The 12,945-nt window shown below is 69.5% G+C and carries 10 protein-coding genes and 1 pseudogene; 4 read left to right on the plus strand and 7 right to left on the minus strand.

The window, feature by feature from the left end; translation table 11 throughout:
• Positions 1-14 precede the first annotated feature (14 nt).
• Together OIE74_RS02870 and OIE74_RS02875 are read right to left on the minus strand one after the other, a co-directional pair.
• Positions 15-944 (minus strand): ABC transporter permease, encoded by a 930-nt coding sequence (locus tag OIE74_RS02870; protein WP_329378045.1) that lies wholly within the window; start codon positions 942-944, stop codon positions 15-17.
• A 1-nt stretch (position 945) separates the two neighbouring features.
• A complete protein-coding gene (locus tag OIE74_RS02875) occupies positions 946-2,604 on the minus strand; it encodes an ABC transporter substrate-binding protein (RefSeq protein WP_329378047.1) in 1,659 nt (552 codons plus the stop codon).
• Positions 2,605-2,977: 373 nt separating this feature from the next.
• Here OIE74_RS02875 and OIE74_RS02880 point away from each other — a divergent pair, with 373 nt between their 5' ends.
• Both OIE74_RS02880 and OIE74_RS02885 read left to right on the plus strand, forming a co-directional pair.
• On the plus strand, positions 2,978-3,970 hold the full coding sequence (locus OIE74_RS02880) for a 2-hydroxyacid dehydrogenase (RefSeq protein WP_329378049.1): 993 nt from the start codon (positions 2,978-2,980) through the stop codon (positions 3,968-3,970).
• A gap of 175 nt (positions 3,971-4,145) precedes the next feature.
• On the plus strand, positions 4,146-6,380 hold the full coding sequence (locus tag OIE74_RS02885; RefSeq protein WP_329378051.1) for a penicillin acylase family protein: 2,235 nt from the start codon (positions 4,146-4,148) through the stop codon (positions 6,378-6,380).
• A 63-nt stretch (positions 6,381-6,443) separates the two neighbouring features.
• On the opposite strand, the gene OIE74_RS02890 is transcribed toward OIE74_RS02885, so the two are convergent.
• The 5 genes and pseudogenes from OIE74_RS02890 to OIE74_RS02905 form a co-directional block, all read right to left on the minus strand.
• A complete protein-coding gene (locus OIE74_RS02890; protein ID WP_329378053.1) occupies positions 6,444-7,022 on the minus strand; it encodes a dihydrofolate reductase family protein in 579 nt (192 codons plus the stop codon).
• A 145-nt stretch (positions 7,023-7,167) separates the two neighbouring features.
• Complete coding sequence (locus OIE74_RS02895; protein ID WP_329392149.1) at positions 7,168-8,985, minus strand: protein kinase domain-containing protein; 1,818 nt, start codon at positions 8,983-8,985, stop codon at positions 7,168-7,170.
• 170 nt (positions 8,986-9,155) lie between these two features.
• Positions 9,156-9,459, minus strand: a pseudogene (locus tag OIE74_RS38545) (metallophosphoesterase); the annotation flags it as partial.
• 75 nt (positions 9,460-9,534) lie between these two features.
• Complete coding sequence (locus tag OIE74_RS02900; protein ID WP_329378055.1) at positions 9,535-9,843, minus strand: hypothetical protein; 309 nt, start codon at positions 9,841-9,843, stop codon at positions 9,535-9,537.
• Positions 9,844-9,910: 67 nt separating this feature from the next.
• Positions 9,911-10,786, minus strand: coding sequence for an SDR family NAD(P)-dependent oxidoreductase (locus OIE74_RS02905; RefSeq protein WP_329378057.1), 876 nt, complete (start codon positions 10,784-10,786; stop codon positions 9,911-9,913).
• A gap of 56 nt (positions 10,787-10,842) precedes the next feature.
• Here OIE74_RS02905 and OIE74_RS02910 point away from each other — a divergent pair, with 56 nt between their 5' ends.
• Positions 10,843-11,346, plus strand: a complete 504-nt coding sequence (locus OIE74_RS02910) for a MarR family winged helix-turn-helix transcriptional regulator (RefSeq protein ID WP_329378059.1) — start codon at positions 10,843-10,845, stop codon at positions 11,344-11,346.
• 261 nt (positions 11,347-11,607) lie between these two features.
• Positions 11,608-12,627 carry a DUF4331 family protein gene (locus tag OIE74_RS02915; protein ID WP_329378061.1) on the plus strand — a complete coding sequence of 340 codons (1,020 nt, stop codon included), beginning with the start codon at positions 11,608-11,610 and terminating at the stop codon, positions 12,625-12,627.
• Positions 12,628-12,945: the final 318 nt, after the last annotated feature.

A 12,945-nucleotide genomic window follows, 5' to 3' on the forward strand; every position in this document is an offset into this window, starting at 1 on the left:
GGTGGCTCCTTCGCTCACGCCGGTACGGGCTGCCGTACGCGCGGGTCGAGCAGCGCGTAGCAGACGTCGATGAGGATGTTCAGGGCGAAGATCGTCAGGGCCGTCAGCAGGACGGCCGCCTGGAGTACGGCGAAGTCCCGCTGGAGAATCGAGTCGATCATGAGCTTGCCGATGCCCGGCCAGCCGAAGATCGTCTCGACAACCACCGCGCCGTTGACGAGGCCGATCGTGAGGTCGCCCGCGACGGTCAGGGCGGGCGTGGTCGCGTTGCGCAGCGCGTGCCCGAACACCACGCGCTTCTCGCTCGCGCCCTTGCCGCGGGCCACCTTGACGTACGGCGCGGACAGCGCGGCCACCATGGCTCCCCGCACCACCTGGACCAGAACACCGAACGGGCGGATCAGCAGGGTGGCGATGGGCAGCACCCAAACCTCCGGCCCGCCGGAGACGCCGGAGGTGGGCAGCAGGGCCAGGTTGACGCCGAAGATCAGTACTCCGGTGATGGCGAACCAGAAGTCCGGGATGCTGGCCGCGGCCATCGCCAGGAAGCTGGCGATCCGGTCGGCGACGGAGTTGGGCCGGTACGCGGCGATGCTCCCGATCAGGACGGCGCCCAGCGCGGCGATCACCATGGTGACGGCCGCGAGTTGGAGCGTGGCGGGGAACGCGGTGAGCGCCATGTCGGCGGCCGACTGCCCGGTGCGCAGCGACGTACCGAAGTCGAGCCGCACCACCTGGCCGAGGTAGTCCAGGAGTTGGGCGCCGATCGACTGGTCGAAGCCGTGCGCGGCGGAGAACGCGGCGCGTTGGTCGGGTGTCGCGCTCAGCGGCAGATAGAGGTTGACCGGGTTGCCGGTCAGCCGGGCCAGGCAGAAGACGCCGAACACCACGAAGACCAGGGGGATCGCGCTCGATATGATCCGTTTACGCAGGAAGGTCGTCATCTCATCGGCCCTTTCCCTCGGCGGGGGCGACCTCCGCCAGTCGCAGTTCGTCGCCGGTGGCGGAGTTCGGTTTGTAGCGCACCGACGACGCCAGACCAAGCAGTCCGCGCATGTGCGCGAGATGGACGTACTGCGCGACGGCCTTGTTCTGGTACGCGATGACCTCGGCGAACGCTTTCTGGCGCTTCTCGCCGGACAGGGCGGTCGCCGCCGCGACCCGCCGGTCCAACTCGGGTGTCCCGAAGGTCGATTGGGGGCTTTCGCTGAGCAGGTACTGGCTGGCGGTGAACGCCGCGTCGCCCGCCTGGTTGCCGTGCATGATCAGCAGCGCGATCGGGCCGACGTTCTCGGGGAGGGGCCGTAGTTGGTACTGGAGGTGCGCGGCAGTGTCGGTCATCAGGATCTTGACGTTCAGCCCCACCTGGGCCATCTGGTACTGGAGCGCCTCGGCCGTCTCGGCGACGCGGGGGAACTGCCCGTTGCGCGCGACCAGGGTGATCTTCCGGTCGACCGGTACGCCGTCGGCCTTCGCCGCCTTCACGAGGGCACGGGCGGCCTTGAGGTCGGGCACGGTCGGGGTGAGGTCGCCGTTGAATCCCACCACGCCCCTGGGGACGAGTTGCGCGGCGGGCGTGCCGAGTTCGCCGAAGAGGGTCTTGGAGATGGCCTGCCGGTCGATGGCCATGTCGATCGCCTTGCGGACCCGGATGTCGTCGAGCGGGGCCTCGCGTCCGTCGAGCCGTAGCGCCGTGGTCTCGTTGTTCGGATAGGCGACCGAGTTCTCCTCGGTGGCGTCCTTCGGGTCGAGGGCGGTCGCGATGTCGGCCTCGCCCTTGGTGATCATCGCGGCGCGTACGCTCGGTTCGGACCGCCATACGTAGCGGGCGCGGGCGAACGCGGGAGCTTCTCCCCAGTACGTGTCGTTGCGGTCGAGCGTGATGGACACGCCGGTCTGCCAGCCGCCGATGGCGTAAGGGCCGGTGCCTATCGGCTTTCTGACCTTGGCCTCGGTGCTGGTCGTGTGCGGAACGATCTCGATGAAGCTCAGCCGCAGGGGAAGGATCGGGTCGGGCTTCGCGGTGGTGACCGTCAGTCGGGTGGCGCTCGTGGCCCGTACGTCGACACCGGAGTCGTCGAAGACGTAGCCGTCCACGTTGCAGGCGAGATCGGAGTTGACGGCGCGGTCGATGGAGAACGCGGCGTCCTTCGCGGTGAACTTCTGCCCGTTCTGGAAGGTGACACCGGGTCGGGTGTCGAGACTCCAGGTGGTGGGCGCCGTCTGGCGCCAGCCTGTCGCGAGCAGCGGTCGGAGCTCACCGGAGGTGGGGTCCCGCTCGATGAGCGGTTCGGTGACGTTGGAGCGGACGACGACGCCGGTCGAGGCGAGTGACGACTCGCAGGGTTCGAGGGTCGGCGGCTCCTGGTCGAGCACGATGCGCAGGGTGTTGCCGCCGGCCGCGCCGACGTCGCCTCCGGTGTCGCTGTTCGCGACGGTGCACGCGCTGGTGAACAGCAGCCCCGCGGCGGCGAGTCCGGCGACGAGGGCGGTACCGCCTCTACCGCGGTCGGGCCGCCGTGGAAGAGGCTGGGGAAGACGCGAGGGATGAGGCGGGTCGTGCGGGTCGGAAAGCAGGGCTGACGGACGTACGGAAGACAGCATCGTCTCTCCGATGGGCTGAGTTGGTACTACAGGAGGCGCGGAGCCAGCAGGAGTTGTCTATAAATGCGAACGCAGTTTGCATTTATAGACGGAACCGTAGGCTCGCCCTCTGGGGCCGTCAAGAGGTGTGACAAGAGACCCTCAGAAGCGTCAGAACCGGTCGCGTGGAGCTCCCGCACCGCGCTGAACATGGGATTGACGCTTTCGCTCCACCGCGCGTGGTGGGTTTCCACGACGCTCCGGACCCCGGTCGGCCGAGTCTGCCGGGCTCCACTGGGGCGGGTCCAGGCGGTTTTCGATCCGGGCCCGTGTTCGACAGGTTGGCCTGAGGCACTTACGCTCCCCGCAGTTCCCTCGACCTTGGAGCACCACCATGACGCTGTACGCCCCGGAGCCACCGCGGTCCGTCTCCCCCGCCCCGCACGACGGAACCGTCCTTCAACTCGCTCCGCTGCCCGCCTCACTTGAGTCCTCTCTCGCGGAGCACCACCGCACGGTGCGGCTGGCCGAGTTGCCCGATCCCGCCGGCTATCTGCGGGACCACGGCGACGAGGTGGTGGCGGTCATGACCCGGGCACGGACCGGGGTCTCGCACGACCTCATGGACGCGCTGCCCCGGCTCGGCGCGATCGTCAACTTCGGTGTCGGCTACGAGACGACGGACGTCTCCTATGCCCACGCGCGCGGGATCGAGGTGAGCAACACCCCCGACGTGCTGACTGATTGCGTGGCGGACCTCGCCGTGGGCGCCCTGATCGACGTGATGCGCCGGCTCTCCGCCGCCGATCGTTACGTACGTCGTGGTGAATGGGTTCCGGGCGGCTTCCCCCTCACCACCAAGGTCAGCGGAAAGCGCGTCGGCATTCTCGGCCTCGGCCGGATCGGCCGCGCCATCGCGAGGCGGCTCGAAGGGTTCGACGTCGAGCTGAGCTACCACTCGCGTACCGCCGCGGACGACGTGCCGTACCGGTACGCCGAATCGCCGCACGCCCTCGCCGCCGGGGCCGATGTGCTCGTGGTCGCGGCCGCCGGGGGCGACGGCACGCGGGGTCTGGTCTCCGCCGAGGTGCTCGAAGCGCTCGGGCCGCGGGGCTATCTGGTCAATATCGCGCGGGGCAGTGTCATCGACGAACCGGCGCTGGTCGCCGCCCTCGTGGCGGGCGGGATCGCCGGGGCGGCCCTCGATGTCTTCGCCGACGAACCGCGCGTCCCGGAGGCCCTGATGGGACTCGACTCCGTGGTGCTCCTGCCGCACATCGCCAGTGGTACGCACGAGACGCGCGAGGCGATGGCGGAACTCGCCTTCCGGAACCTCCGGCAGTTCATGACCGAGGGCACCCTGGTCACTCCCGTACCGGGCGCGTGACGGACGGCGTGACGGACGGCGTGACGCGTCGGCAGCACGCGGAGGGAGCCGGCGAGGTTCTTGTCAGGGTGCGTTCAACTCGATAGGACTGTCCGCGTGGGTGATCACCCGAACTCCCTTGCGGGTCCGGGAGATCACCTGGTCCCCTGATCCTCGAAGGAAGAAGGAGCCGCTCATGAGCCGTCCGCGATCCACCGAAGTGAGCCGACGCCGCGTCCTGGGCGGAGCGGCCGGGCTGGCCGTCGCCGCGGCGGGGCTGCCGTCCGGCACCGCGTTCGCGGCATCGGCGTCGTCTCCGGCGGATGAGGCGCGTTGGCGCGGACACGCCGCCCGGGTGACGATCACGCGGGACGACTGGGGCGTCGCGCACGTCATGGGCGAGAGCGACGCCGACGCGGTGTTCGGGATGATGTACGCCCAGGCGGAGGACGACTTCAACCGAATCGAGCAGAACTACCTCGTCGCCCTCGGGCGGCTCGCCGAGGCCGAGGGCGAGAGCGCCATCTGGCAGGACCTGCGTCAGCGGCTGTTCCTCGATCCCGAGGCGCTGAAGAAGGACTACGCCAAGTGCCCGGCGTGGCTGCGCGGGTTGATGCGGGCGTGGGCCGACGGACTCAACTACTACCTCGCCACCCACCCCGACGTGCGCCCGCGCGTGCTCGACCGGTTCGAGCCGTGGATGCCGCTGAGCTTCTCGGAGGGGAGCATCGGCGGCGACATCGAGTCGGTGCCGCTCTCCCAGCTGGAAGCCTTCTACGAGGGGCGGGAGGTGCCGATCACCGACGAGGAACGCGGATTGGTGCTGCGCGAACCCACGGGGTCGAACGGCATCGCCATCGCGCCCAGCCACACGCGCGACGGCCACGCCCTGCTGCTGATCAACCCGCACACCAGTTTCTTCTTCCGCGCGGAGCAGCATGTGACGAGCCGCGAGGGGCTCGATGTCTACGGCGCCGCGACGTGGGGGCAGTTCTTCATCTACCAGGGCTTCAACGCGCACACGGGCTGGATGCACACGACGAGTGGCGTCGACAACATCGACGAGTTCGCCGAGACGATCGTGACGGGGGCCGACGGAACCCGTTCCTACCGCTACGGCGACGAACTGCGCCCCGTCACCGCCAAGACGGTCACCTTGTCCTTCCGTACCCCGGAGGGCGGGCAGGAGAAGCGCGACTTCACCACACTGGCCACGCACCACGGCCCCGTCGTGCGGGAGGCGGACGGCAAGTGGATCGCGTGCGCGCTGATGAACAAGCCCGTCGAGGCGCTCACTCAGAGCTTCCTGCGCACCACGACACGCGACTACTCGCAGTATCTGAAGGTCGCGGGACTGAAGGCGAACAGCTCGAACAACACGCTCTTCGCGGACTCGAAGGGCGAAATAGCCTTCCTGATGCCGCAGTTCATGCCGGTGAGAGACGATCGGTTCAACTATCTCAAGCCCGTCGACGGCAGTGACCCGGCGACCGACTGGCGCGGAACGCACAGCCTGGACAGCATGCCGAGGGCGGTGAACCCCAAGAACGGCTGGGCGTTCAACACCAACAACTGGCCCTGGACCGCCGCCGGTGCGGACAGTCCCGACGCGGCCGACTATCCGCGCTACTTCGACCGGGCCGGCGAGAACCCGCGCGGTCCGCAGGCGATCCGGGTGCTCACCGCGCGCGACGACTTCACCCCGCGGACCCTGATCGAGGCGGCGTTCGACCCGTACCTCACCGCCTTCGCGCGGCTGCTGCCGGGGCTCGTCGCCGCGTGGGACCGACTGCCGGAGCACGACGCGCGGAAGGCGAGGCTGGCCGGCCCGGTCGGACTGCTCCGCGACTGGAACCACCGGTGGTCCGCGAGGTCGACGGCGACATCGGTGGCCGTGTTCTGGGGTGAGGACATCTGGGCGCTCACCTCCCAGGCGGCGGCAGCGGCCGGGATGTCGGGATGGGACTACATCGCCGGCCGCGCCACCGACGCGCAGCGGCTCGGCGCGCTGGAGACGGCGACGCGGCGGCTGCGCGGGAACTTCGGCGACTGGCGGGTGCCCTGGGGCGAGATCAACCGCTACCAGCGCAACAACGGTGCGGTCGTCCAGGAGTTCAGCGACGCCAAGCCGAGCATCCCCGTCCCGTTCGCCTCGGCACGCTGGGGCTCCCTCGCCTCGTTCGGGGCCAGGGCGTACCCGGGTACGAAGCGCTACTACGGCACCAGCGGCAACAGTTTCGTGGCGGTGGTGGAGTTCGGGCCGCGGCTTCGCGCCTGGGCGGTGACGGCGGGCGGGGTGAGCGGGCACCCCGACTCACCGCACTTCGACGACCAGGCCGAACGCTACGCGAGCGGCGATCTGCGGCCCGTCTACTTCTATCCCGACGACCTCAGGGGGCATGTCGAGCGGAGGTACCGGCCCGGCAGGTGACGGGCGCCCGGGTGCGTGGACGGGGTGCCTGCCGGGGCGCGTGGACGGGGTGCGTGGACGGAATCAGGCGTGCAGGATGGGCCGGTAGATCAGTTCCTGGATGTGGCTGTCGAGCGTCCGATGTTCGATCAGCTCCAGGTCGAAGTCCGCCGCGCCCTGGAAGATCGGGTCCAGTCCGGTCCGGCCGGTGATCACCGGGTAGAGCGTGACCTGGACGCGGTCGACCAGACCGGCGGCCATCAGCGCCCTGTTCATCGCCAGGCTGCCGTGCGAGCGCAGCGGTACGGCGGACTCCTCCTTGAGGCGCGCGACGACATCGACGGCGTCGCCGCTCACGAGCGTCGCGTCCGGCCAGTCGAGGGATCCTTCCAGAGTGGTCGACACCACCGTCGCCGGAGTGTTCACCATCCGGGTGACCCACGGGTCACGTACCTCGGACTCCTCGGTGCTCTCCGCCAGCATCCGCGCGAACAGCCGGTAGGTGTTGGCCCCGAAGACCATCCGCTGCTCCTCGCCGTACAGGCCGAGGCGGCGGTCGAGGAGTTCGGGGCCCTGCTTGCCCCAGTAGCCGGTCCAGTCGCCGCCGGCGGCGCCGAAGCCGTCGAGGCTGGAGAAGACGTCGAATGTGTAGGTCGCGGTCACGATGGTCTCCTGAGTGCGGTTGGTGGCCTGTCGGAGACAGAGACTGCCGCCCACGGCAGGACTCATCGCCGTAGCGCGCCGGGAGTGAGCTCCCTGATGACCCGTGCGAGTCCCGCCGGCTGGTCCAGGGGGACGTGTCAGGGCGTCAGTACGCCACCGTCTCGCAGAAGGTCTCCGCCCAGGCGGAGGCGCCGTGCTCGTTGGCCGCGCGCACCGTGACGCAGATCTCGTCACCGGAGTACGGGCCCTTGATCGTGTAGCTGGTGCCGCCGGTCGAGTATGTGGTGTCGACGCTCTTCTCGGTGAAGTCGCTGCCCTTGTTGGTGTAGTGGACGTCGTATCTGGTCGCTCGGGGGATCGCCGACCAGCTCACCTTGATCGGCATGTCGCACGCGCCGACGCAGGAGTTGGTGTAGTCGACCCGGTAGCCCGTCATCGCCGGCGGGCGCGAGCCGGCGGACGTGCCTCCTGCGCCGGACGAATCTCCGCCGTCCGAGCCGGCGGACCCTGCCGAGTCCGACCCGCCGCCGGTGGCGGAGCCGCCGCTGTCGGAGTCAGGGACCTCGTCGGACGAACTGCCGCCGCTCTCCTTGGCGTTCGGTCCCTCCGGCTTCTCCTCGCCGACCTGCCTCTTCTCGCCGTCCTCGCCCTTGCCGTCGTCCCCGCCCTTCCCGTCTCCTCCCTTGGCAGGCGAACTGGTGGGCGCGCTCGGCGAGTTGTTGCCGCCAGGAGTCGCACTCGCGCTGCTTCCCGGCGACTTGGCGCGCGTTCCGTCATCGTCCCCGAAGGGCTGGAGCAGGACGACCGAGCCGCCGCCGACCGTGATGACCGCGACGATGGGCAGAACGACGAGCGTACGGCGGCGGCGGGGCCGCCGTTCCGGCTCCCGCCGGGTAGCGGGGTCGTTGTCCGGCGGGACGATTTCGGGAGGCCCGTCCTTCGGCCGCAGCCCGACGGTCTCCACGTCCACCGGCTCCTCGCGCACCGGCGCCGCCTCGGCGTCGAGCAGCCGTGCGGACTGCTGCGCCAGGTGCGTGACGACACCGGCAGGCAGCCAGGCGCCGCGCGCGGCGCTGGGCCGGGGCCGCTCGGGGTCCGCCAACAGCTCGTCGACGTCCGGCCGTTGGTCGATGCCCTTCGTCAGGCACCGGGCGATGAACGCCCGCAGCGCGGCGTCCTCGACCCGCGTCAGATCGGGTTCGCCCTCCACGATCTGGAACATCACCGCGTGCTGATTGCTGGCCCTCTGCCCGAAGGGGAGCTGGCCGGTCGCCGCGTACGTCAGCACACACCCGAGGGTGAACACATCGCTCTTGGCCCCCACGCGCTCCCCGAGCACCTGCTCGGGCGACATGAACCCCGGGGAGCCGATGGCCATCCCCGTACTGGTCAACAGGGACTCCACGGACGTTTCGAGTGCTCGTGCGATCCCGAAGTCGATGACTTTCGTGCCGTCCACGGTGAGCATCACGTTGGACGGCTTCAGGTCGCGGTGCACGATACCGGCACCGTGAATATCCTTGAGTGCCCTCAGGAGCCCGTCGGCGAGGGCGTGCAGGGAGGCGGCCGGCAACGGCCCGTACAGCCGCACGACTTGTTCCAGCGAGAGTCCGGGAACGTACGCCGTGGCGACCCACGGCGGTTCGTCCGCCGGACCCGCGTCGAGCACCGGCGCCGTATACCGCTCGCCGACCTTCCGCGCGGCCTCGATCTCACGCCGGAACCGCGCCCTGAACTGCCGGTCGGACACATGCTCTTCGTGCACCACCTTCACGGCCACGGTCCGCCCGTTGTCCGACCGCGCGAGGAACACCCGCCCCATGCCACCCGCACCGAGCCGCCCGAGCAGCAGATACGGCCCGATGCGCGCGGGATCGCTCACCGCGAGCGGCTTGACACCCCCGTCCGCCCCGTCGTCCCGCCCGTCCGGCTCGTCGCGCCCGTCCCCGTCGGTACCGCTCATGATGGTGCTGCTCCCCGTTCTGCCCGCCTGATCGCGGGTCAACTCGGACGAGACTAGGGGTTGTTCAGGTACGTGGCGAAGCCGAGGTCCGCTGACAGGGGGCCGGGAAGGGGATGCCGCCGCTGATGTGTCTGCTCCATGCTTCGGCGGTCGGCGACTTCCGGCAGGGGCGAGGTCTTCGACGCTGCCGTCGGCCAAGTCGCCGACCACGGCGATCAGATCGGGCTGGGTCGCGTTGATGGTGTCGACGACCCGCTCCGTGAAGCCACGCCCCAGGACCGGCCCCAGATGAAGGTCGCTGACGACCGCGACGCGGAAGCCGTGCGCGCTGCGCGGCAATTTAGCCAGCGGGATGGTCAGGCGTTTCACCCGCGGGCCTTTCAGGACGCTGTACGTGCCGTGCCCCACCGTGCCGAGAGCGACCGCCGCCCAGGCGCCGCCCACGGTGCGGGCGATAAAGACCCGCCGTGACGCGGGGCTCGGTATGGGGACCGTGCGGACCTGCGGACCGTCGTTCGCGCGCGTAACGGTCTGCGACTTGACCGCGCCTCAGCGGAGGAGCAAGGGACGCACGACTTCGGCCGTCAGCAACGCGAGTGTCAGGTAGAGAAAGAGGGCTGCCCACAAGTAGCCGGGCCAGGACAGCACTTGCTGGAGCCGGAAGGGTGCGTGGGTGAGGCGGGCCGCGGTGGCGCCCGCCGCCAGGAGTGGTCCCGTGACAAAGACAAAGGTGGCCAGGATCCATGGGACGGAATGGCGCCGCATGGTGTCCCGAACGAGGCGCCACCAGACGTACCGGTGCAGTGTGGTCAGGGCGGCTATCGCGGCAAGTGCGGCGGTCGCGTAGAGAATCGGCATGTTGTTCCTGTGGGTTATGGAAGCCCGGTCAGGCGGAATGTGTCAGGCGAAGACCAGCCGCGACGCGCTACGCGGGCCGCATGCCGTCGAGCAACGACACCGTTTCCGACCACAGTTGGCGCTGCACCTGCTCGCCGCGTCCGGGCTCGGGGCACTGCAAGGGCTTGGCGTCGCGTACGGAGAAGTAACCGCCGCTGGTCGACGCGAACGCCGGGTCGGTCACGAGACGCAGGATGATTCCGGCGCCCCTGCGCGGGTCGCCCACCCTGAGCGTGCTCAGCACGCGGTGGAGAACGGCGGAGCCGGGCAGGTCCCGTCCCAGGCCGGTGACATTGAAGCCGGGATCGCAGCAGTTGACCGTGGTCTGAGTTGTGTCCAGACGCCGGGCCAGCTCCTGGGTCCACATGATGGCCATCAGCTTCGTGCGGCCGTACAGCGCCATCGACTCGCGCCGCGTGTACCGGGCGGTGGACCGCAGATCCGTGGCCGGTGTGATGCCGCCTGCCCGCCGGGCCGCCTCCGACGCGACGTTGACGACGCGCGCCGGAGCGGACGCCCGGAGCGTGCCGGTCAGCTCCTCGGTGAGCGCGAAGGGGCCGAGATAGTTCACCGCGGTCATCTCCGCGAGGCCCTCGGCCGTGGTGCGCTGACCGAAGGCGTGCAGGCCCGCGTTGTTGACCAGCGCGTCCACCCGCCCGTACCGCGCGGCGATCTCCCGCCCCGCCCGCCGCGCCTGCGCGACCAGGCCGAGATCGGCGAGGAAGACATCCGCCTGTACGTCGTCGGCCACACTCCCCAGCTCCGTCAGGAGCGCTCCGGCTTTGGCCTCGGACCGGGCCACAATGCCCAGCCGGTAGCCGCGGCGTACCAGGCCCAGGGCAGTGACGCGGCCCAGTCCGGACGTCGCACCGGTGATCACGGCAACAGGTCGGGTCGTGGTCATCACCACTCCATTCATGAGGTACCTCATGAATCCCGTGTGCGACGATACCCGACACCATGAGCGATCACGAAGCACCACCGGCCGGCACCGACCCAGCGCGTGCGGGCCTGCGGTTCCTGACCGTCGCCCACCAGGTCAGAGGCGCGGTCGACCAGCGCATGGCCGCCGCGGGACTGTCGCTGGCCCGGACCAAACTGCTTCAGCTGCTCGCCTCGCACGGCGGCATGCACCAGGCCGAACTCGCCGAGGCGCTCGGCCAGGCACCGCGCTCGGTCACCCAGGCCGTGGAAGCTCTCGAACGCCTCCACCTGATCACCCGCGCCACCGACCCCACCGACCGACGCCGCAAGACCGTCGAACTGACGGACAAGGGCCGGTCGGCCCTCACGGCCGGCGAGCACGCCGGCCGGCAGGTTCTGCGACAGATCTTCGGAGCCCTCGACCGAGGCCAACTGGCCGATCTGGAAAGGCTGCTCACCCGCACGCAGGCGTCCCTCGACGACACGCGTCGCGAACCGACCGACGTAGCGGACGAGATGACGCCCGACGTCAATCCGTAACACCCCGCCCGCCCCCATCACACGTCTAGCCGGAACAGGTCTCCGCATGACACGCCCCGGCCCCTGAGCTGCTGTACGGGTCCCAGGCGCGGTGGCCCATTCGAGGGCCATTTCACGGCGGTGCTTTCGCCTTCGGCGGTCGGACCGGTGTGGCGGGCTAGCTTGGCTGCACCGCCCTGGTGCGGACGCACCTCACGAGCGGCGTAACGGCTGTTCGTGCGCCCTGGTGGTCTCCTGGCGAGCGAGCAGAGGAAGCCTGACATGTCCAACCACTTCACCGGCCTCAGCCTTGGGGCGCCGCTCGGCGACCAGCGTCTCGATCTGTGCGATCTGTATGCCTTCGGGGCACCCGGCGATCCGAGCAGGACCGTTCTCATCCTCAACGCCAATCCCGACGCCGACGCCCTGCACCCCGACGCCGTGTACCGCCTCAACATCGACAACGACGGCGACTACCTGACCGACGTCGCCTTCAGCTGGGTGTTCAGCCGCCCGGCGGCCGACGGCTCGCAGACCTACAGCGTCTTCATGGCCACCGGCCCGGACTCCCGTAAGCCCGAGGCGGTCGGCACCAAGATCGTGTCGGACGCGGCGGTCTCCTTCGACACCGAGGCCAACGTGGTCACCAGCGGCGACTACAAGGTGGCCGCCGGCAGCCGCAGTGACGCCTTCTTCTTCGACTTCGACGGCATCCAGAACCTCTTCGACACCAGTGGCAAGCGGAATTTCACGGAACCGCATCTGAGCGGGGAGTCCCCGTGGACCGGTGTCGACTCCAACAGCACGGCCAACGTCTTCTCGATGGCCGTCGAACTGCCGACCGCCGAGCTGGCGCCCCGGTCCGAGCTGCACGTCTGGGGCCGGTGCAGTGTCCTGCGCGACGGTGAACTCGTACACGCCGACCGGGCCGGGCACCCGTCGGTGAGCAGCTTCTTCAACACCGACGACACCAAGGAGGAGTACAACGCGAGCGAGCCCGTCAACGACCGGGCGCGGTGGACGGACCAGTTCGTCCACCTGCTGGGGCACACCGGCGACTACGCGCGGGAGGAGGCGATCGCCGCGCTCGACGAGCACGGCATCCTGCCGGACGTGCTGCGCTTCGATCCGTCCAAGCCCGCCGCGTACCCCAACGGCCGTACGTTCACGGAAGACGTCATCGACATCCGCGTCGCGTTCCTCACCAAGAACGAGGCCCCGCCCACCGGCCTGACGCCGCACACCGACACCCTGAACCGCTTCCCGTACCTCGGCAACCCGCACCCCGCGCCCGCTTCCTGACGGTGCCGACCGACGTGACCTCGAACGACGCTGTGGCAGCCCTCGTGGAAGCCGCGGTCAACCGATTCGGAAGAATCGACGTGCTCGTCAACAACGCCGGAATCGGAAAGGTGAGCGCGGTCGAATCGGCGACGTTCGAGGACGACGTCCGCGTTCTCGGACAGTCTTCGCCAGGAGCTGGCGGGCACCGGTATCCAGGTCTCGGTGATTCATCCGGCGATCGCCGCCACCGACCTGCCCAGCGACGCGGAGGATGCGGAGATGCCTCCCCCCGTTCCGGCACAGCAGGCGGCGTGTCGTGCTGCCGCGTACGGCCAA

Source organism: Streptomyces sp. NBC_01716, from assembly GCF_036248275.1.
Classification (GTDB): Bacteria; Actinomycetota; Actinomycetes; order Streptomycetales; family Streptomycetaceae; genus Streptomyces.